The sequence below is a fragment of the Rhizobium sp. 05L419 genome, assembly GCF_056397845.1.
Window position 1 is genome coordinate 292,508 of the sequence record NZ_JBFTOF010000006.1, and the last position, 22,019, is coordinate 314,526.

Annotated in this window: 13 protein-coding genes; 6 read left to right on the forward strand and 7 right to left on the reverse strand. The window is 61.3% G+C overall.

Annotation, left to right across the window (positions count from 1 at the left end):
• The first annotated feature begins 250 nt into the window (after positions 1-250).
• Positions 251-1,777, forward strand: a complete 1,527-nt coding sequence (locus tag AC1DMK_RS11020; RefSeq protein WP_477858893.1) for an ABC-F family ATP-binding cassette domain-containing protein — start codon at positions 251-253, stop codon at positions 1,775-1,777.
• A gap of 77 nt (positions 1,778-1,854) precedes the next feature.
• Here AC1DMK_RS11020 and AC1DMK_RS11025 read toward each other — a convergent pair whose 3' ends face one another.
• Positions 1,855-3,102: an ABC transporter substrate-binding protein gene (locus AC1DMK_RS11025; RefSeq protein WP_477858895.1), complete on the reverse strand. Its 1,248-nt coding sequence runs from the start codon at positions 3,100-3,102 to the stop codon at positions 1,855-1,857.
• Positions 3,103-3,437: 335 nt separating this feature from the next.
• Here AC1DMK_RS11025 and AC1DMK_RS11030 point away from each other — a divergent pair, with 335 nt between their 5' ends.
• Entirely contained in the window at positions 3,438-4,313 is an 876-nt protein-coding gene (locus tag AC1DMK_RS11030; RefSeq protein WP_477858897.1) for a transglutaminase-like cysteine peptidase, read from the forward strand.
• A gap of 168 nt (positions 4,314-4,481) precedes the next feature.
• Here AC1DMK_RS11030 and AC1DMK_RS11035 read toward each other — a convergent pair whose 3' ends face one another.
• Positions 4,482-5,888, reverse strand: a complete 1,407-nt coding sequence (locus tag AC1DMK_RS11035; protein ID WP_477858899.1) for a DUF1254 domain-containing protein — start codon at positions 5,886-5,888, stop codon at positions 4,482-4,484.
• Between the two features lie 158 nt (positions 5,889-6,046).
• Here AC1DMK_RS11035 and AC1DMK_RS11040 point away from each other — a divergent pair, with 158 nt between their 5' ends.
• From AC1DMK_RS11040 to AC1DMK_RS11050, 3 genes are all read left to right on the forward strand, one after another.
• Positions 6,047-6,406 carry a hypothetical protein gene (locus tag AC1DMK_RS11040; RefSeq protein ID WP_477858901.1) on the forward strand — a complete coding sequence of 120 codons (360 nt, stop codon included), beginning with the start codon at positions 6,047-6,049 and terminating at the stop codon, positions 6,404-6,406.
• 192 nt (positions 6,407-6,598) lie between these two features.
• Positions 6,599-8,038 (forward strand): DUF1254 domain-containing protein, encoded by a 1,440-nt coding sequence (locus AC1DMK_RS11045; RefSeq protein WP_477858902.1) that lies wholly within the window; start codon positions 6,599-6,601, stop codon positions 8,036-8,038.
• A 25-nt stretch (positions 8,039-8,063) separates the two neighbouring features.
• Positions 8,064-8,567, forward strand: a complete 504-nt coding sequence (locus AC1DMK_RS11050; RefSeq protein WP_477858903.1) for a GNAT family N-acetyltransferase — start codon at positions 8,064-8,066, stop codon at positions 8,565-8,567.
• A gap of 116 nt (positions 8,568-8,683) precedes the next feature.
• Here AC1DMK_RS11050 and AC1DMK_RS11055 read toward each other — a convergent pair whose 3' ends face one another.
• Genes AC1DMK_RS11055 through AC1DMK_RS11070 form a run of 4 tightly spaced genes read right to left on the reverse strand, consistent with a single transcriptional unit; the run spans position 8,684 to position 14,174 of the window.
• Positions 8,684-9,343: a ribbon-helix-helix domain-containing protein gene (locus tag AC1DMK_RS11055; protein ID WP_477858905.1), complete on the reverse strand. Its 660-nt coding sequence runs from the start codon at positions 9,341-9,343 to the stop codon at positions 8,684-8,686.
• Between the two features lies 1 nt (position 9,344).
• On the reverse strand, positions 9,345-10,634 hold the full coding sequence (locus AC1DMK_RS11060; protein WP_037062285.1) for an HlyD family type I secretion periplasmic adaptor subunit: 1,290 nt from the start codon (positions 10,632-10,634) through the stop codon (positions 9,345-9,347).
• Entirely contained in the window at positions 10,631-12,793 is a 2,163-nt protein-coding gene (locus AC1DMK_RS11065) for a type I secretion system permease/ATPase (RefSeq protein WP_037062286.1), read from the reverse strand. Before AC1DMK_RS11065 ends, AC1DMK_RS11060 begins: the two co-directional genes overlap by 4 nt.
• A 19-nt stretch (positions 12,794-12,812) precedes the next feature.
• A complete protein-coding gene (locus AC1DMK_RS11070; RefSeq protein WP_037062287.1) occupies positions 12,813-14,174 on the reverse strand; it encodes a TolC family outer membrane protein in 1,362 nt (453 codons plus the stop codon).
• Between the two features lie 452 nt (positions 14,175-14,626).
• On the opposite strand from AC1DMK_RS11070, the gene AC1DMK_RS11075 reads away from it, so the two are divergent.
• A complete protein-coding gene (locus tag AC1DMK_RS11075) occupies positions 14,627-15,253 on the forward strand; it encodes a GGDEF domain-containing protein (protein ID WP_477858908.1) in 627 nt (208 codons plus the stop codon).
• 109 nt (positions 15,254-15,362) lie between these two features.
• Here the strand turns inward: AC1DMK_RS11075 and AC1DMK_RS11080 are convergent, their stop codons facing one another.
• Positions 15,363-22,004, reverse strand: coding sequence for a T1SS-143 repeat domain-containing protein (locus AC1DMK_RS11080; RefSeq protein WP_477858910.1), 6,642 nt, complete (start codon positions 22,002-22,004; stop codon positions 15,363-15,365).
• Positions 22,005-22,019 lie beyond the last annotated feature (15 nt).

Sequence of the window (22,019 nt, forward strand, 5' to 3'; positions counted from 1 at the left end):
GAGGGCTACGCGTGAAGACATATTTCCGGTTCAACCGCCAGCGTGGCCCCGTCAACGCCCTGCAGATGCGTTTGCAGGGCTGACCAGAGACCGTTTCTCGCAAATCTCTTCCTGGTCTGCCCCTCGTGGCAATGCAGATCCGAGCTGTCGCTCGGCTGCGTTTGTTGAAATCCACCGAGCTTGAGCACACGCACGCGATGAAGGCCGAGGCCCTCGCTGTCGTGCTCGCTTGGAAGACCAGGGCAAGATCATGACTCTCATCAATATCCGCAATCTCGGCGTCAGCCTTGGCACGACGCTGTTCTCGAAGCTCAATCTCGCCGTCAGCGGCGGCGATCGCATCGGTCTCGTTGCCGCCAACGGGCGGGGCAAGTCGACATTGTTGCGATGCCTTGCAGGCACGCTGGAAGCGACCGAAGGCGACGTGACCCGCTCGCGCGGCTTGACGATCGGCCATGTCGAGCAGGACGTACCACCTGCCCTCCTCCCGCTGCCATTCCATCAGGCTGTCATGCAGGCGTTGCCCAGCGACCAGCAGATGAACGAAAGCTGGCGCGTCGACATGGTGCTGGGTTCGCTGGAGGTTCCCGAGGACCTGAGGGAGCGGTCCGTCGGGCAGCTGAGCGGCGGCTGGCAGCGGCTGGCGATGCTCGCCCGCGTGTGGGTGACCGAGCCGGACGTCCTGTTGCTCGACGAGCCGACCAACCACCTCGATCTCGGCAAGATCACGCGGCTGGAGGAATGGCTGAACGCGCTGCCGCGCGACATGCCCGTGATCCTCTCCAGCCATGACCGCGCCTTTCTGGACGCGACGACGAACCGGACGCTGTTCCTGCGACCGGACCAGTCGCAGGTCTTTGCCCTGCCCTACAGCCCGGCGCGCGCCGCACTCGACGAGGCGGACGCCTCCGAGGAGCGGCGCTACCAGCGGGACATGAAGACCGCACAGCAGCTTCGCCAGCAGGCAGCCAAGCTCAACAACATCGGCATCAACTCCGGCAGCGACCTGCTGGTGGTGAAGACCAAGCAGCTGAAGCAGCGGGCCGACAGGCTGGAGGATGCGGCAAAGCCGGCGCATCTCGAACGCTCGTCCGGCGCCATCCGGCTCGCCAATCGCGGCACGCATGCAAAGGTGCTGCTGACGCTGGATGACGCGACGGTGGCGATACCCGACGGCACGCCTCTCTTCCGCACAGGAAAGCAGTTCATCTGCCAGGGCGACCGCATCGTGCTTCTCGGCGCAAACGGGGTTGGCAAGAGCCGCCTGGTTGCGATGCTGCGCAGGGCGGTAATGGGCACCGAACCCGCACAGGCCGACGTCAAGGCAACGCCGTCGCTGGTTCTCGGTTACTGCGACCAGGCGCTTGCCGATCTTTCGGATAGCGAGACGCCGATGCGGATGATCATCCGGCGCTTCGACGTCGGCGACCAGCGTACGCGCGCGCTTCTGGCCGGCGCCGGCATGACGATCGAGATGCAGGACAAGCCGATCGGGCGGCTTTCGGGCGGGCAGAAGGCGCGCCTGGGCATGCTTGCGCTGCGGCTCGCCAATCCGAACTTCTACCTCCTCGACGAGCCCACCAACCACCTGGACATCGAGGGACAGGAATCGCTGGAAGGCGAACTGATGACGCAACAGGCGAGCTGCCTGCTCGTCTCACACGACCGGCGCTTCATCCGCACCGTCGGCAATCGCTTCTGGCTGATCGAACGGAAGCGGCTGATCGAGGTGGAAAGCCCCGAGGCGTTTTTCGCTTCGGCGGCAGCTCTGTCCTGAAAAGGAGACGCGGCACTTCAGGATTCAGACTTTAGGTCGATCTGACCTAATCATCCTGATCCGGAGCGCCGCAGAAATCAGAACGACGACGGGGCGCCGGCGAGCACGTTGAGTTTGCCGCCGCTGATCGCATAGAGGCTCAGCCGCCGTTCCACAAGACCCGTGGGCGTCAGCCGGAAAAGGCCCGTCACGCCGCGGAAACCAACCTTGCTGGTGAGGTTCTGCGCATTGAGACCTTCCGGCCCCTTGGTGCGGATGATACCCGAGGCGATGGCGACGGCATCGTAGCCGTAGGCCGCCTCGGTCGAGAGCGGGCGCTTGTAGTGACGCTGGTAGCGATCGGCGATCAGCGACGCGCCCTCCGGCTCGACCAGTGCGATCAACGTGCCGTTGGCGGTCGGCTCCGCATAGGCCTGCGGCGGCCAGGCGCTGGTGCCGATGAAATTGAGATTGCTTTGTCCACCCGCCTTGACGGCACCTTCCACGGTGGTGGCGATCGCCGTCCGGCCAAGGATGAGCACGGTATCTGCGGTCTGCAGCAGCGGCCGGCTTTTCTGGACGGCATCGGCGGCGGATGCATCGGTCAGATCGTAACGGGCGATGCCGACGAAGGTACCGCCGGCGCCGCGAATGGCGTTGGCGAGCTGCGTCTCGCCGGCCTGAGGCAAGTCCTTCTGGGCGAAAACCATCACCTTCTTGCGGCCACTGGCAAAAGAGGCCCGCACGCCCTCGATCGCGCTGTCGACCTCATCGGAGACGAGATTGTAGACATTGCCTGCGGTCGCCGGCACGGGCGCATCGAGATTGATCAGAGGCGGCCGCTGGTCGGACGGCATCGCGGCAATGGCGGCTGCCACCGCGGGCTGAACGTAGCTGACGAGCAGTGCGGAGTTTCTGGCCTTTGCCGCTGCGACCGCCGCCGGCACGCTTGCTGCGCCACCCGTCACATCCACGACCTTGACGAAGGCCTGGTTGCCGCCGAGTTCGCCAACGCTCAACGCAGAACCATCGCGAATATCGCGCGAGGCGCCCTCATAGAGGCCGCTCGGCCCCTTCTGCAGCAGCAAGGTAATTTCGGCGCCGTTTTCGCCGAACGTTTCCTCGACCTCGGTGGATGGAGGCTTGATGTCGTTGGTCTTCACATTCTTGGCAATGCCATCGACATCGGACTGGCACGCTGCCAGGACGCCGCATGATACGACGACCAGCGATGCCAGGAGCCTTCTGAGGGATTTCGCTCCAATGCAGGCATTCAGGAGAGATGCCTGCTGCGCCCGCCGTAAACCATGCGAGTTCCGCGCCTGCCCGGTCCAATGCACTGTCACGATGTCCCCCAACCCTATGAATGCCGTCCGAAACGGCCATTTTTCTGGCCTCATATCTGCACAGGCGACAGGCGAAAGCAAACCCTTCCCCCAAAGTTGGTTGATGGAAACACTAAAATTTTCTGCTTTTTTGAGCTTATAATTTCGTTCAAAGTTATCTACGCTTAAATACCTCATATTTATAGCTATTTCGTACATTTCTTCCGAACAGGGAGAACTTACGCCCCATGAAAACAACAATAACCTTCAAAAGAATTGCACTTATTACATTTGTTTCTACTATTTCATCTTGCTCTTTCGAAACAGCATCTGCATCAACACCATACGATACGCAAGTGTCTAGCGCACTATACTCCGCTCCACTTACGACTGGCATCGTTCGCGAATTGGCGCAGGGCGCGAGCATCGGCGGCATTGCCGATCTCATCGGCATCGCGGGACGCAGCATCGCGCGCGCAGTCGGTTCGCTTGATATTGCGGCTCTGACGCAGCCGCTGGAGCCTGCGCCCGCCGGATGGACGCGCGAGACGACAGCATCAGTGACACCAGCGGTTCGGCCGTCTGTTGCGGCTCCTCCGACCGACAGCGCCGTGTTCGGATCGGTCGCCATCCCCTTCAAGCGTCTTGCCGCACTCAAGAGACTGGCCCCTTCGCTGTCGGAAATGAACGACGGCACGGCGATCGTCTGCGGCGCCGGCAAGTGCTCCAATGCGACCGTGGCCATCAAGGCGGCCTTCACCAAGACTTCGCAGGGCTCCATCCGCGACAAGATGAATGCGGTCAACACCACCATCAACCATACGATCCGCTACCGCCGCGACATCGACACCTACAAGGTCGCCGATTACTGGGCGACGCCAGCCGAGACCCTTGCCCGCCAGCAGGGCGACTGCGAAGACTTCGCGATCCTGAAGATGGCAGCTCTGCATGCCGAGGGGATCGACCTCAAGGACATGGCAGTGGTCGTACTGTTCGACCAGAAGCGGCACTTCTACCATGCGATCCTGTCCGTCTCGGTCAACGGCAACCGCTTCATTCTCGACAACATGCGCGACGAGGTGCTGCCGGACACGCGGCTGCCCGACTATATGCCGCTCTACTCCATCGCCGGCGGCAAGGGCTACATCCACGGCTCACGCGTCGGCGGCAGCCAGATGGCCTCTGCCCTGCCGATTGAAAAAGTCGCCCCCGGCGAAGGCGTCGCCTTCTGAGACGCAGCGCAAGGGCGGGTGCCCTGCGCACGAACCGGTGCCCTCGACCCACGCCACTGAACGGATGTCCCGCGCGACGTCGCTCAGATCGTCGCTGAGGGTGATCCCTGAGTTCGAACGTGCGGGGCCATGGCCGCCTTCCTCACGGAGTGCATGCCACTTTGAGCGCTATTTGCGCGCCCGCTCGATGTCCGGCAGCACCCAGGTTTTGTCGAACAAGGCTTTCGTCGGCGCATAGAGCCGGAACATGACCTCGAAATCCCGCTTCGGGTCGGTCGGGATCCAATTGGCATCCTGTCCCTTTGGCGCTTTGGGCCCAAGGAAGAGATCGACCGAACCATCGGCATTTTTCGCAAGTTGCTGGATCTGCGACGACCGGCTGGCGCGGGGCATGTTGCGAATCAACGCATGCGTCTCGCGATCATACGCTGTCAGCGACCAATATTGCTCGACCGGTACCTTTGCGGGGACGTTGAGGCGATAGGTCTTCGATCCGTCGAAACGCTTCCCATCCTTGTCCTCGATCGAGATCAGGTAGAATTGGCCGGCTCCAAGACGCTTGATCCCCACATAGGCATAGCTGTAGGTCAGGCCCCTTACATCGACGGGATAGGCGTCAGGCTCGTCGAAAGAGGCGGCCGCCGCCTTGACCAGATGTGGGTTGGCCGGAAAATTCCAGCGTCCCTTCTCGTAGAAAGGTATCAACTCAGTGTCGTATTTGGCTTCGAGCCATTCGTGCGCTTCGTGGATGCCAGCCTCAAGCTGCCTGTTCGTTCTCGCGTCCGCTTTGTAGGACTTGCCCTTCTCGATACCCAGCGTCTTGAGCTGGTCGATCATGATCCGGTCGCGGGGGAGCCATGGCTCGCCCTGTACGATGCGGTCGAGGTTCTTGAAGAAGCTGGCATCGTACTTGACGGTCGAATCGAACAGGACGCCCCTGGCGTCGGTGAAGACCGTCTCCGGAGGGGTGGCGGCCTGAGACAGAGGATAGACCTTCAATCGCTTGGCATAGGCGACCGACTTTAAAATATCGGCGTCGCTGTGGCTTGCGAGATTGGAACGGAGCAGCGCGTATCCGCCGTAGGTGTCCGACTTCAGCGGGATATAGCCATCGGGAATCTTCTCGGTGTAGCCGGGCGGCAGGATGAGGTATTTTCCACCCTTGCCCTGGTCGGCCCCGGACGGTCCTGCATCTTCAAGCGGCACCTGCCAGGTGTCGACGATATTGCCGTTGATCGATCCGCCCTCGGCCGGAGGCACTTCGATGACGACCGGTCCGACATCCTTCGTGTTGGTAAAGCTCATCAGATAGATGGCGTCCGGATTGGGCGTCAGTGTCTGGTTATGCCAGTCGAGAGGGCGAGACCAATAGACGATCTCGTTGACCTTGCCCTTCGTCTTCGTCAGCATCTCCTGCAGCATAAGGTCATAATTGACGGCGGGGATGCCCCAGATCGCAGCCTCCACGGCACGACGCTCTATTGTGCGCTCTGCCAATTCACGGGAGGAGAATGCAGCAGCGGCTGACGAAATTGCCGCGCTGGCCGCCAACGTAGCGAGCAACAGTCGTTGCATGTGGTGCTTCCTCCAGCTGTTTGGCTGAAAACATCGTCCGAATGCACTCTACGAGGAAGTACGTTACGGTAAATGCAGACGTAAAAATCATCGTTTTAACGAGGCTATCATTCGGCCGCTCCGAGGCAACGGGCAACTGCCCCGCGAGCCTAAGGCAATTGCCGCTGCAACGCGACACGGCGGACCCGCCGACAGAGGTTTGGATTGAGGCGCGCGTGCCGGTTGGTGTATTGAACCGATTTGCCGCGGCACAGATTGGCCCGCGGGCCGCGGTACAGCGTCGAGGAGTGCGACCATTCATGGCGGAAGACAAGCCAGACACGATCGCCCTGCTGAAGGCGATTGCCGAGAGCCCGAAGCGTGACAACAGCGCGTATCACAGCGCCATGGCCGAGGCTCGCCAGGCCTTCGAAAACGCGCAGATCGCGCTGGGCGGGCCGGTCCGGTTGAAGACCAAGACCAAAAAGAAGCGCAGCGGCGAATATGTTGTGAAATGGACCTTCAAGCGCCGGACGTGACGCGAGCAGGAGCCGTTCCAGGCGGAATGCAGAGGTAGGCGCCCGCCCGTGACCATAATCCTTTTGCTGTAGTCCCCCACGCACTTCTAGTCCTAGTAGGTAAAATTAGGACATGTTAAACAATCTGCGGGAGCATGATATTGGCAACCGGCCAAATCTGCCCATGGAGAAACATGCCCCGGGGAGGTTACGATGAAAGTCACACGCCGCACCGTGTCGATCGGCGGTCTTGGCCTGCTTGCCGCCAGCTCGCTTTCACCTGTACATGCTTTTGACGATCCGCTGCTCGACCCGTTCGAGGGCAAGAGCGATTTCTGGCTGGCGGTCGACGCCTACATCTACGGTTATCCGCTGGTCACGATGGAGATGACACGGCGGGTGGTCACCAACGTCGCCAAGGTCAAGGGCACCAAGGGGCCGATGGGCCAGATCATCAAGGTCCGGGAATACCCTGACGCGTCCTTTACCGACGTTACCGCGCCGAATGCGGATACGCTCTACACGACCGCATTCGTCGACGTCGGCAAGGAACCTTGGGTCCTGTCGATCCCTGACATGAAGGACCGGTACTTCCTGTTCCCGATGCTCGACGGATGGACGACCGTCTTCGAGGTGCCGGGGAAAAGGACCACCGGCGGCGGCGCGCAGACCTACGCGATCACCGGCCCCGGATGGCAAGGCAAGCTGCCTGAGGGCGTAACCGAGTACAAATCGCAGACAAATCTCGTCTGGATCCTTGGGCGCATCTACTGCACCGGCACGCCGGAAGACTACAAGGCGGTTCACGCCGCGCAGGACCAATGCAAGCTCGTGCCACTCAGCGGCTACGGCAAGGACTGGACGCCACCGCCCGGCAAGGTCGACTCCAAGATCGACATGAAGACGGCGGTCCGCGAGCAGGTCAACAAAATGGACGCGGTCGAATATTTCACGCTGCTGAGCGAGCTGTTGAAGACCAATCCACCTACGGCTGCCGACACGGAGATGGTCGAAAAGATGGCTGAGGTCGGCATCGTCCCCGGCAAGGACTTCGACAAGAGCAAACTCGACGCGCATTTCGTCAAACGTATTCCGGAAGTCGCCTTCGGACGCATCATGCTGCACTTCAAGTTCAGCGATGGCGACATCAAGGATATCAACGGCTGGGGCTACACGACGAAGACGGGAATTTACGGGACAAACTACCTGCAGCGTGCTCTCATAGCGGCGATCGGGCTCGGGGCCAACCGTCCGGAAGATGCCATCTATCCGACGTCGACGAAGTCCAGGGACGGCCTTTTCTCGCGTGCCTATGCCGGTTCTGACAACTATGTCCTGACGTTTCAGAAAGGACAGACGCCGCCGGTGAAGGGGTTCTGGTCGATCACGATGTACAACGAAAAGTACTTCTTCGTCGCCAATCCGATCAACCGCTACTCCATCAGCGCACGGCAGGACCTGAAGCCGAATTCGGACGGATCGATCGACATCTACATCCAGAACAAATCCCCGGGCGCCGACAAGGAATCGAACTGGCTTCCGGCACCGAAAGGCAAGTTCATCCTGATGATGAGGCTCTACTGGCCCGACGACAGTCCGCCGTCGATCCTGGACGGTTCCTGGGTTATCCCGCAGGTGAAAAAGGTCGGGTAGCAAGTCCGGATCGCGGAGCGGCGCAATGGTTGTCATTACAAAGGCACGGACGCTTGCTGACTTCCAAGAAACCCACGCGCTCATCGCGGAGATGGGCCGGTGGGACGTTTCACAGTGCCGTGAGCACGGTCTTCCGTCGGATGAGGTGATTTCGGCCTATTATTCCGACGATGCGGCGAGCTTGTTGAAAAAGTGCACACGACCGAACACGGGTATGTACCTCGCTCGGGCCGGCCCAGTCGTCCTGGGTTGCGTCGGCTATGTGAGTCATGCAGATGTTGCCGAGATTATCAAACTCTTCGTGCGTCCGGAGGGAAGAGGAAAAGGCGCAGGAACTCGCCTGCTTGCGGCTGCACTCGATGTTATCGAACAATCAAAGTTCAAAAAAGTGAACCTGGTGACAATTTCGTTCATGAAGGACGCCATCTCCCTTTACCACAAGTTCCGCTTTCGGGCGTGCAAACCGTTCGAACCGGCGCCGAAGGGTTTGGAAGAGGCTACGCGGTATATGGAAATGCCGATCAGGTAGATTGGCTGCCTTGAAAGCAAGCGCGGCAGGCCGGACAGGTCACCGGGCTGCTCGGCAGCACAGGCATTCCACGGCGCCGCACCCGCACGTCCATGTCATGGACGGCCCCTCGCCGATCAGTATCGCGAGATGTAGCCGATCAGCATCGACTTTTCGTGCGTCGGCGCCAGGGCCAGGTTGATCTGGCCCTTCATCGTCTGCGTGCCGACTGAGATGGTGAAACCGGTGTTCAGCGTCTTGCCCTTGTTGCGCCGCAGCGTCGCTATCGCTTCCTCGATCTGCGTATCGACCGAGAAGCGCAGCCCCTTGGTCAGTTGCGCCGTGTCGCTCAGCGGCAGACGCTGGCGCAACATCGACAGGAAGGGATCGTTGAAGAGCTGTACCTTCTTTTCCTGCGTAAGCAGGATCGTCGGCGACGGCGACGCCTGGATGATGGCGTTGATGTTGGCCATGGATGAGATGTCCTCGACCGTATCCAGCCGGCGCAGCGCCCATTTGAGGCTGAGCACGCGCAGAAGCGAGGCAAGGTTGCCGGATTCCGGCATCTGCGATGCGGTGTAGTGCACGAGATCGGCCGTCGTCATCTTGCCCGACGTCGACATGCGGCCGAGGCCGTCCCAGTAGATCCGCTCGAGGCGAATGCCGCGGCGCTCGCCGCCACGGCCGACGACAGCCCGGAAACGCGGTTCGATCTCTTCCGCGTCGATGGCGGGCAAAGGCTCATCGATCGGCTCGAGGTCGGAAACTGCATTGCTGCCGGGCTTGATGATCAGCATTCTACCGCTCCGTAAGCGCTTCGGTGCGCGCCTTGTTGATCGGCTTCATGAGATAGCTGAGCACGGTCTTGCTGCCGGTCATGATTTCGACCGATGCGACCATGCCGGGAATGATCGGGTAGGACTTGCCGTCGCGCTCGAGCTCGGAACGATCGGTCTTCACCTGGACGAGATAGTAGGTCTCGCCCTTTTCCTTCTCGACAAGGCTGTCGGCCGAGATGTTCTCGACGACGCCTTCGAGGCCGCCGAAGATCGAGAAGTCGTAGGCCGTGACCTTGACGATCGCGGGCTGCCCACGGCGGACGAATGCGACGTCGCGCGGCGAGATCTTGGCTTCGACCAGCAATATATCGGCGGTCGGTACGATGCCGGCAATGACGCGGCCCGGATCCACATAGGCGCCGATCGTGTTGACCTCCAGCGTGTTGACGATGCCGTCCACCGGTGAGCGGATATCGGTGCGCTTGACGCGATCGGAGGCGCCGCGAACGGTCTCGTCGACCACCGACAGCTCGGCCAGCGCCTGCGCCTTCTCGGTCAATGCCTGCTGGCGAAGCTCCAGCGCCAGATCGCCGAGCTGAAGCTTGGCCTCCTGAATGGCGCCCTGAAGCCGGTCGAGACTTTCCTCATAGACCTTGAGCTGGCCCTGCTGATCGGTGAGGTCGCGCTCGACCTTCAGCACTTCGGTCTGCGCGACCAGCTTCTTCTGCGCCAGCGGATGGATCAGGTCATACTGGCGCTGCGCGCCGTCGATGTTCTGCTGCAGCCGGTCGATGTTGGCATGGGCTTCGCCGAGTTCGTTCTCGCGCTGACGAACGCGCTCCTGCAGGACGCCGAGCTTGTTCTTGTAGCTGGCGCGGTCGGCCGCGAACAGCTGTGCTTCGTTGGCGCACACTTCCTTGGCCACCGACAGGATATCTTCCGGGCAGATGAACGGCACATCGTACTTGCCGTCCTCCTCGAGCTTCAGGCGCGCCACCTTGGCGCCCAGCGCCCGCGCCTTGGCGACGGATTCGCCGAGCGACGAGGTCGTCGTCGTGTTGTCGAGCTGCACCAGAAGCTGGCCCTTGCGCACCACCTGACCGAGGACGACGGCAATCTGCTGCACGACGCCGGGTTCCGAGGACTGGATGATCTGCGTCTTCGATACCGGAATGACCTTGCCTTCGCCGCGCGCGATCTCATTGATGTTGGCAATGGCGGCCCAGGCGACGAAGCTGGCGATCACCAGCGCCACCAGCGCCAGAATGCCGCGCGCCAGAAGTGGCGGATTGTCGTGGCGATTGCTCATGACGCCTGCCCCGCCGGCTTGCGCTGCATCGCTTCGATGACAGCCTGCTTCGGCCCGTCCGCGATGATCCGGCCCTTGTCGATGACGATCAGGCGGTCAACCAGTTCGAGCATGCTGTAGCGGTGCGTGGCGATCAGCAGCGTCGTCTCACGGCTGAACGCCTTGGAAAGGCGGGCGATGAGATGCCTTTCGGTCGCCAAATCCATGGCGCCCGACGGCTCGTCGAGGAACACGACCTTGGGCTTGGTCAGAAGCAGTCGCGCAATCGTCAGCGCCTGCTTCTGGCCGCTGGACAGGTTGGTGCCGCGTTCGCCCACCGGCATGTCGAAACCGCGCGGATGATTGCCGACGAACTCGTCGACACCGGTCATGCGGGCGACTTCCAGCAACTCTTCGTCGCTGGCATCGGCGCGGCCCATCAGGAGGTTTTCCTTGACGGTGCCCGAGAAGAGATCGGAGGACTGGCCCGCCACCGCGACGGCCGAGCGCACCTCTGCCATGTGATACTGCCTTATATCGACGCCATCGATCATCACGCGTCCGCCCGACGGTGCGAAAAGGCCGTCCAGCAGGCGTCCGAGCGTGGTCTTGCCGGAACCGATGCGGCCGATGATGCCGATCCGCTCGCCGGGCGTGACGGAGAAGGACAGCTTGTTGATCACGGGATAGTCCGAGCCCGGGTACTGGAACGACACGTCCTGGAAGCTGAAGGCGCCGCGCGCGATCTCGCGGTTGACGAAACCGACGGTGGACGGCCTGTCGTCCGGCTGCTCCATGATCTTGTCGAGAATGCGCAGCGACATCGTCGCCTGCCGAAAGCGAGCCAGCGTCATGGCGATCTGGCCGAGCGGAGCACCGGCGCGGCTCGCCAGCATCACGGTCGCGACGATCGCGCCCATGGCGATGCGGCCCTCGGAGAATTCGTAGGTGCCGGCAATCACGATCAGCACGCTCACCATCTGCTGAACGAACATCGTCAGGTTGATGGCGTTGGTGGAGACGTGCTTGATTTCCTCGCTGGTGCGGCTGGAGTACTTCGAAAGCTCCTGCCAGCGGCGCAGCATGGTCGCCTCGGCCCGCAGGCTCTTCAGCGTTTCGATCGTCGAAATCGTCTCGACCAGCAGCGACTGGCGGCGCGAAGCCTCGTTGGCGGCGGTCGCCATGCGCTTGCCGATCGCTGCCTGGGCATAGAGACCGATCACCACGGACAGCAGGAAGGCGACGGCGGGGATGACCACCAGCCAGCCCGATATCAGATAGATGACGGCCAGGAAGATGAAGACGAACAGACTGTCGATCAGCACGCCGATCGTGTTCGAGGTGAAGAACTCGCGCACGAACTCATACTGGGTGACGCGGTTGGCGTATTCGCCCGTCGACATCGGGCGCGATGCGAGCGTCGAATTCAGCACCTTGTCGAACAGCAGCTGCGACAGGCGCAGGTCGGCCTTGCGGCCGGCGTAGTCAATCAGCGACGACCGTGCCGTCTTCAGGAGGAAATCGAAGATATAGGCGAGCGAAATGCCGGCCGCCAGCACCCAGAGCGTCGGGATCGCCTTGTTGGGCAGCACCCGATCGTAGACGTTCATCGTGAACAGAGGCGAGCCGAGCGCGATCAGATTGATGAATAGCGCGGCGACCATGACGCGGACGTAGGTTCGCCAGTACGGTGCCAGGGTCGTCGCCAGCCAGTGGCGCTTCTCGATCTCGACGGCATTGCCGACCAGCGCCTCTTCCGAGGCATTCTGGTAGTAGAGCGTGAAGGCGAAGGCGATCTGCGGCCGCAACGCGACGAACTCGTCGCGCGTCAGCCGGATAGGATTGCCGGAAACGGGGACGATTTCGGTCACATAGGAGCCGTCCTCGCCGACTTCCAGCACGGGAAGCACGGCGCCATCGGCAAAGGCGACGATCGCCGGGCAATCGAAATTGCCCAAGCGACAGTCGCGCTCCTGATGCTTGATGACCTGGAGACCGATCCGCTCCGCCATCCGCTCGACGTCGTCGGCATCCAGCGATTCAGTCACCTCGTCCGGAAGTCCGGAGAAGAGAACGGTATCTGAGCTCGGTCGGCCATAGAACGCAGCCACTGATTTGAAAGCAGCTTTAAATGTTTGAAGCGGCGTACCGCTGGTCGGTTCTAACGCTACGTTCAGCATGGTTCCATGGCCATCTCGACTACTGCTGTCGAATGGGCGCTAGGAGGTCCAACGGCATGCCGGGCGTCTGATGAGAATTCAGCTCGACATATCCAGGATTCGGAACGCTCGCGGGGACAGCAAAATCTTGCCGCGCATACTCCTTGGCCTGCTCGACCGGCTTCAGCTTCATCGTCTGGAGCAGATTGCCTGATGCGGCCAGGATCTTGTACTCGGCAAACAGGGAGGCGACGCGCGCCGTGTCTGCGAGAACCTTGGTGTTGAACTTGGTGTTCTGCGCATCGAGAACATCGAGCAACGAACGTTGTCCGACCTTGAACTGCTCGCGATAGGAACCGACGAGCTGGTTGTTGATCTCCGCCTGCTTGCCGAGGATGCCGGAAAGGTCGCTTCGGCTGGCGCGCTCGTTCCAGGCAGACCGCACGGACTCCTGAACCTCGCGCTGGACCTGAGCAAGCGCATAGCGCTGCTCGTCGGCGCGACGGATCTGCTCCTGTTCGCGGGCAACGTCGATGCCGCCCCGATAGAGATTCCAGCGGGCGACGACGCGCACCTGGTAATCGTTGGTGTTGCCTTCATCGCCATCGATATCGTCGCCGACACGTGCGGTGCCTTCTAGATTGACCTTCGGCAGATAGTTGGCGCGCGCGCCGCGAACGCCGGCGTCAGCCGCGTCGATATCGGCGTTGGCGGAGTATATACGCGGGCTGTTCTTGCCGGCGATGAAGACGGCGTCATTGAGCGTCTTCGGCAGGTACTTGGCCAGCGAGGGCGGGGATGTCGGATTGACGATCGGCTCACCGACGGCCTTGAGGAAGCGGATCTTCGTGGCTTCAAGCTCTTCCAACGCTTCGCGCTGGCGTGCCTTGGCGGCCTGGAGACGTTCGCTGCCCTGGAGGCGATCGGCATCGGTAAGGGCACCGCCCTTGATGCTCTCGTTGATGTCCCCCACCATCGCTGTATGGAAGCCGACGTTCTCCTTCGCGGCCGCGACGATCTGGTTCTGGAGCATGTATTCGAGATAGTCCTGCGTCACCTCGAGGGCGAGCGCTTCGGAACGTTCGAGAACCCGAAAGGACGCGCCATCGACGCGCGAGGCCTGCTGATCGACCTGCGCCTTGCGGCCACCGCCGTCATAGAGCGTCTGGCTGATCGTGACGCCGACATCGCCCGGCGACAAGTACTCGTGGTCGGAGTTCAAGGTACCGGTCGTGTCGTTCGACAGTCTGCGCCGCCCGATACCAGCCTCAAGATCAACGGACGGCAAATACAGACCGCGCGCCTGGCGCAGCTCGAACTCCACCGCTTCACGATCTTTCGCAGCCTGAAGTATCTGCGGGTTGGTTTTCATCGTTTTCTCGATTGCCTGCTGCAGCGACATTGCGTTGGCATCGACGCAAAATCCAAAATTAAAAGCAACGGCAGCAGACAAAGCCGCAAATATTCTTTTGTGCTTAAACAAGACGGATGCCCCTCAACATCAAAATTCACCGGCTACCCGTATACCGAAGAATTAATTACGGCAAACAAGTAACACCAATTTTTCCACATTCCAATTGTCGCGCGGGGCTTTCCTGCCGAGACAGTTAATTCCCCCGCAAAAGGATGCAAAGCTAGAATTTTACAGGTTTTTTTAAACCCGGCTTTTCCCGCTTCTGCTTATCTGACGTTACTTTCAAACGGATTTGACCCGCAATGAAATTCGGCCAGCGTTACTCTTCCGCCACAATCATTTCAGCTCTTCGGACAGCCGCAATCGGCGCTTTTTGCTTTGCGGCGGGTTCCATCGGATTTTTACTTATCTTAAACCTTCTCGTTCCGGATCGACCATTTTTGGTAGGATTTGCCGGAGCCACCGCAATTTCTCTTTTTGTTGCATTTCCGCTGCTGATCGGCCTGTACCTGAAGAATAGCGACATCAGAAAACTGCAGGAAACGGTCAACTATGCCCAGCGCCACGACAGCGTTACCAAGGCGCTGAACGGCACGGCCTTTGCCGCTGCGGTCGAGCACTACATCGACCGCCGGAAGCGAATCGCCACGGATGCCGGCGGCGTGATGATCGCTGTCGTCATCGAGAGCCTGGACGCCATCAACCGCCGCTACGGCCCCCAGTGGGCAGACACCGTCATGCAGTCGCTGGCGGCGATCATCCAGACCTCGGTCAGAAGCGGCGACCTGGTCGCCCGGCTTGCCTCCAACGAACTTGGCGTCTTCCTGCCGGGTGCATCGGTGGAGAACGCGCAGGACGTCGGAACGCGCATTCGCCGCCGTGTCGCCGAGGCCGCATTCACCGCCGGCGATGCGCCGCTTTCGATCGACATCCGTCTCGGCGGCGCCATCTTCGAGGGTGCGACCGATTTCAACCATATCCGCCAGCTCGCCGATGAAATGGCCACGCAGCGCGGCGGCCCGGATGCGGACGAAGCCCTGCCGATCGCCAGGCTGCCCGCCGCATAGCGACAGCAGGAGACCGGCGCCTTGGGCATTCCAAGCCAGAACGAGAAAAAGGCGCTTTCGCGCCTTTTCCGGTTTCATCGGCAATGCTGCCGTCATCAGACAATCCAGATCAGCCGACATGCGGCGCGGTGACCGCGTCGTGCTTGTCGTCGAACAGGATCTTCACCGCTTCCGTGGTGTTCTGGAGAACCGCCACGTCATGCCAGCCGCCATTGGCGTTGACGCTGACCACGGTGTCGGCACCGCTGACCGTCGTCTTGATGCTTGAGAGCGCTTCGGCCTCGCTTGCCTCATGGCCGAGTAGGCTGTCGAGGAGTTTCGAGACGTCGAGTGTATCGCCTTCGCTTGCCTTGAAGTCGGTGATGACATCGCCGAGCTTGACGTCTGCCAGCGCATCGGTGTCGAGCACGAAGGTGTCGGCCCCTGCCCCGCCGGATATCGTGTACATGCCGCCGCTGCCCGACAGGTTGTCGTCACCGTCGCCGCCGATCAGCGAGTATGCATTGCTGCCGCCGAGCGTGGTGTCGAAGGCGACTTCGACGAAGTGGCCGGTCGAGCCGTCCGTCAACGTATAGCTGCCATCAGCAAGAATCGACTGGCCGTTGATCTCCGCACCCGAAGTGTGCGCATCCAGCGAGAGGCTGGCGATCGAGTGATCGGCCAGGCTCGAAAGCTCGCCGCTGTCGGTGATGCCGTTGTGGTTCAGGTCCTGCCAGACGGTGAGCTTCGAGAAGGCCTCGTCGGCCGCATCGATCTTGCCGTCATGGTTGCTGTCGAGCGTTGCGAGCGCAGCCAGACCATCCACATAGGTGCCGCCGGCAAAGTGCGGCGAGAAGATCTCGCTGCCATTGTCGATCTTGCCGTTGCCGTCCACATCAAGCGCCAGGATGCCGTCAGCGCCGGCCGTCCAGGCGATCTGATCCTTGTGACCATCGGCATTGATGTCGAACTGGACGCCGTGATCGAGCGAGGTCAGAGCGACGCCGTTATGGTCGAGGTCGAGGATGATGGGGTCGGTGGCATTGTTGTGACTGGTGATGTCGGACGCTGTAATCGCATTGAACTGGGCCTGGCTCGTGATGTTACTCAGAATTCCGACGAGCGAACGGGAATTGGCACTATTCCAGTTCGTATCGTACCAGATCTCAGCACGACCAAGTTCGGAATTGAAGACAAGCACATATGTATCTTGGGCATTTCCTCCAGTCGCATTTGTGATAGAGGCCGTGGTCTGGTTAATGGCCGAGATAATGACAACGCGGTCGTCGTCGCTACCCTGTATCGCTGCAAAGCTGCTGTACGACGAAACCCCCGTTGCGCCGAGGAAACTCAGCTTGTCTGCCGCATGGACGAAGTCGGTGATAGTATCCGTGCCGGTACCATTGGATATGCGGAATTCGTCAGCTCCGCCATTTCCAGTAAGCGTATCCGTACCATTACCTCCAATGAGGATATCAGCACCGCTGCCGCCTTTTATCGTGTCACTGCCGGAGGAGCCGGTGATCTTGAAGCCTTCACTCTGGTTGGAGAGATCGAGAGTGCGGCCTGTGAAGCCGGTGATCGTCACTTCCTCAATTCCGGCGATCTGCACATCACTTGTGCTGGTGAAATTAGCGCCAACCTGCAGAGTATCGGTGCCATTGCCACCATCAAGCAGCCGATCACTTTGATCGCCGACAAGCGTGTCATCTCCACCATTTGCTATAATGACGTCACTACCGCCGTTGCCGTTGATTGTTTCCCCTGAGTTGCTGCCTATGAGGATCTCGTTGGCAGCGCCACCGGACAAGTTGGAGAACTGGTGGTCCACTTCAACCCCAGCGGTTGTTGTCGCCGTACCATCCGAAACGGTGTAGTTAAACGACCCGCCGTTCGGGATTGGCCACGAGTTGTCCGTGAATGAGACTGCGCCCGAATTGTGAGTCGCGGTATCGAAGAACGACGTGCCGCTGGCACCCGTTATCTGCAGGCTGTTGCCATCAGCATCCTGGTCGTTGAGAAGCAGTGCCCAATCCGGGATCGAGATCGTCGTATCATTTGTTATGACTACGTCATTCGCAGCCTGCGGAGCATGGTTTGCCGAGACGACCGTCGCGGTCACAGCACTTGTCACGGTCTCCGCAAAGTTCTGACCGTCGGTATAGGTAGTCCTCACCGAAATCGCATGTCCGGCATCGGCTGCGACCAGCGTGTAGTTCGCGCCGCTCGCGCCGGTGTCAACGCCGTCCCGCAGCCAGTGATAGACGATATTGGACTTCGCACCATCCGGATCGGCACCCAGCGTCGCCTGGAGAACGTCGCCGACCTTCGGCGCACTTGCCTGCTGGGTCGTATCGCTGATGGAGACTGTCGCGGCACCGTCGTTCACTGGGGTCACGGTGAAATTGAAGGTGCCTGTCACCGGGGCGGAACTATCTTCGTTTCCGTCTTCGACCTTGACCTGGAACGACGCCGACGGTCCTTCAGAGCCATCGTGGGTGAATTTGATCAGCCCAGCATTCAGCTCGGCGGCGGTAAACGATGCTGCAGACGCCGCTCCGTTGGTTATCACACCGTGAGACAGATTCGACACCTGGAATACGACGCCAGAGGCAATGTCATCCGGATCGGCATAACCAAGCTCGGCGGCGGTCAGCGTATGCGTCTGGCCCTCGACAACGGAAGCTGCCAGCGTACCGGCAAGAACCGGCGCATCGTTGAGCGGCTGAATGTGGATGGTTGCCACCTGCGCGGCACTGTTATCATGGCCATCGTTGACGACAACTGTAACGGTTCGATCGATCGAGGCATCCGGGTTGTCGCTGCTGTTGGTGTAGACCACGTTTTTCAGGATCGTTTGATAGGTGGCGATCGATGCCGTACCGCTGATCGACAGGACGCCGTTGACGTAGCTGACCGTCAAACCATTTGCCGCTGCCGTTGCGGTTGCATTGAGCGTCATGCTTTCGGCTGCTCCATCCAGATTGTGAGCAAGCGTCAAGGTCATCGACTGCAGTGTCGAGGAGTCGACATCGCCGAGCGTTGCCTGCCAGGCAAATTGCTGGCCCAGCTGCTCGACCGCCGTGGTCGCGGCATCATTGCCGGCGCCGGGACCATTGAGGTCGATCACCGGTGCATCATTCGTGCCGGTGATCGTGATCGTCACATCCTTGCTGATCACGCCGCCATGACCATCGCTGATCGAGACTGTGTAGGTCTCGGTGCGGGTCTCACCGTCTGCGAGCGCCTGCGCGGCGCTGTTCAGCGTGTAGGTCCAGCCAACGCTGCCTTCCGCCGTGGTGGCAGATTCGCTGACGGTGCCTGGCGTGAACGTGCCGAGCGTTGGACCCTGAGGGCCGGCGACGGTCACCGTGTGGGTGTCGATCAGGTCGGCGTCGGTGAAGGCGATCGTGCCTGTTGCCGTCGGGCTGGTATCCTCGGTGACCGCGCCGGCAGCGGGATCGACGATGTCGAAGACCGGCTTGTCATTGGTGCCGACGAGCTTGACGGTTATATCGCGGGTCGTGGTCGAACCATGGCCGTCGTCGATCGTGACGTGGAACACTTCGGTCCGCGTCTCGCCCTCGGCGAGCTTGTTCAGCGTCGCGTCGTTGACGTGATACTTCCAGTCGATCCAGCCGATGCCGTCATTGGCGGTTTCTTCGCCGACAGCCGCGGTCAGCGTGCCGAAATAGCCGGTGCCGGCAGCGGCGACCGTCACCGTGTGCTTGTCGCCCTGATCGTCATAAATGTAGAAGCCACCGCCGTTGTGGCCGGCATAGCCCACGGGCGCATCAAACTCGGTGCGATCCGTGGTCGAGCCGGCGCGGGCGTCGGTCGCCTGGTATTCGGTGATCGTGCCGCCGTCGGGGAAGCCTATAGACGTCGATACCGCATCGTTCTTGCCGGTGACCGTTACCTGGTACACCGCCGACTTGCTATCGCCGTCACCGTCGGTGACGGTGAACGGGATGGTGATCGTCGCGATCTCGCCTTCGCTCAGCCCGTTGAAGTGCCAGTCGGGGTTGATGGTGAAGGCGCCGGTTGCCTTGTCGTAGTGATAGGCGGACTGATCGAGCGTGATCGTCGTGCCCGATGGCGTCGAGATCGTGACATGCGACGTATCGAAGGTCACCGTGCCCTTTTCGTCGGCGCCGAAGGAGAAATCGGTGCCCTCGTGAAGGTTGAACTTGATCTGGCCGCTGTCTTCGCCGGTCGTTGTCGTGAAGACGGGAACGGCCGCGCCGTGCGTCAGGCTCACGTTGGCGAGATAGGTGCCGGTGTTGTCGTTTGCAAAACCGGTCTCCTTGAAGGTCAGCGTATTCGCACCGCTGCCCGCCGTCACCTCAAGAGTGACTACCTTCATCTGGCCGGTCACCGCGTAGGTGTAGACCTCGTTGTTCCAACGAACCTCGAGAGCCGACGAGTTCGGATCGGACGAGCCGATCTCGAAGCTGATCGTGTACTTGTCGCCAGCCGTCAGGCCGGCAACGCTCTGCGAGATCGCGACGTTGCCAGGCGATGCGCCGAGATCGACCATCGGATGGCCGTTGGACGAGGCAAGACCGAGGTAGGGTCCGACGATCTTTTCCAGCTGAACGCCGGTCTGGCCGGCAACGGTGCCGTCGATCTTCCAACCGGTCGATTCCGTCGCCCAAGCACCCCAGCTTGCGCCGTGTGCCCAGGTGCCGCCGGTGAAATCACCGTTGGACAGGAGGTTTACGTTCTGCAACGAGCCGGTGATGGTCGGCTGGGTGTCGGTCACGACGACAGAGAATGCCTGATCAACGTAATCGCCGTCGCCGTCATAGACGCGGGCGACGAGGTTAAGCGTCAGCGTATCGCTGCCCGGCGCGTGATCGAGGTTCTGGAAGAGCGTTGCCGCGAAGCTGCCTTCGCGAACGACGGCTACGATGAAGACCGGGTTGTCGGCGCTCTCGCCATGCTTGAAGGCAACGATTTCCTGGTCGCCGCCATTGGTCGGGCGGACGAGATAGTCCAGCGCGACGCCATCGGAGGTCAGGCCACCATTGATAACCGGCTTGCCATCGGTGCCAAGGCCGATCTCGACATGGGTCGCCTTGTTGTCGGCGCCGAGATTGACGTGCAGCGAGCCGAAGTCGCTGGAGACCCGCGGCAGGCCGGCTTCGGCAAGATGACCGGTATCGGCAGGCGCCGCGATGACGGGCTTGTCGTCATGGATGCGCGTGGAGAGCGTCAGGTTGACGCTGTCGCCGTCGCCATCGGTGGCGACAACGGTGAAGTTCAGCGACTGGCCTTCGCCACGGCCGGAATCGCCCGGCTGATGGTCAATATTGCCGAGAAGCGTGACCTTCCAGCCGGCGTCGCCCTGGTTGAGCACGGCGCGCAGGATGACTTCGCCGCTCGCGGTGCGGCCTTCGACCGTTCGCGCGTCGGCCGACAGGCTGAAGAAGACGGTGCGGCCATCGGAGGTCAGGCCACTATCTGCGCCCGTGCCGCCGGCAACAAGCGTGCCGCTCTTGCCGTTCGGAACCTGGAAGGCGCCGGAGAAGGCCGTGGAGCCGAAGCCGTCGGCGCCGAAATTGACCAGCAGGTTACCGGTCGCGCCGTTGCCGTGGCCGGCATCGGTGCCAGCAGGCTGGCCGCTGGCGGCCACGATGCCGCTTTCGTCAACGCTGGCGTTGGACACTCCGGGCGCGTTTCCGGTGGGGTTGGAAACGACAGGCTTGTCGTCGGCGACAGCGACCGCGAAGGTGCTCGAGGCCGGATCGCCATCGGCGTCGGTCGCGGTGAAGGCGAACTGCAGGCCACCCTGCGGCACCGACTGATGATCGAGCGTGTCGAGCAGGGTCAGCTTGTATTCGCCCGTCGTCTTCGACAGTTCGACCGTGAAGATGGTGCGGCCATCGGCGGAGATCGCCGTCAGCAGCGTGTGATCGGCCGAGAGCGTGTAGTGGATCGCATCGCCGTTCGAGGTCAGGCCGGAGGCCTGCTGGCTGTCGAAGGTGACACCGCGCAGGTCGACGTCGTTGTCGGCACCCCAGTTGATGCCGAGCGAGCCGGTCGCCACCGATGGCGTGAACTGGCGCAGCTCGACGTCGTCGATCAGGATCTGGTTTCCGGTACCGCTCGTCTGGGTGATTTCGACGCGCAGCTGCCAGCCGGCATAATCGCTGCCGATCAGCGGCGAGTTCAGGTCGATCGAACCCCACTTGCCGTCAGCCGGTTCCGTCAGGGTGATCTGCGAGAGAACGACCGTCTGGTTGCCGTTGGTGGCGATCAGCTTGGCGACGCCGCCGCCGAAGTCCTGGTCGGCGCGGTTGCCAACATCGAAATGCAGCGAATAGACCTGGCCGGCGGCGAGCGTCGTGCCGGTGTCCTTAGCAAGCGTCGCGCCTTCACGCAGCCAGACGACATTGCCGCCATCATGACCCTCGGCCGAAACGATCGCCGCCGCAGGGGCAAACAGGCCACCGGCGCCGCCGCTGATGGTCCAGCCGTTCGGGGCGCTGTAGCTGTAGTTGCCTCTGGTGTCGCTTTCCACACCGGGCTGGCCAGAGGCCAGGCTGTTCTGCTCGAAGGTGCCGTTTGCCAGCATCTGCGAAGAGCCGACTTCGGCGGCATGGCCGAGCGCCGGGGTGCCGATGGTCGGCGTGTCGTCATCGACATTGATGGTGATCGAGCCGTTGGCAGCATCGCCGTCGCCATCCTTCACCTGATAGCCGATCGTGAAGCTCTGGTTGTTCTCGTTGTTGCCCGCAGCATGCTGGATCGCATGGTTCTGCGTCACCGTGTACTGGCCCGA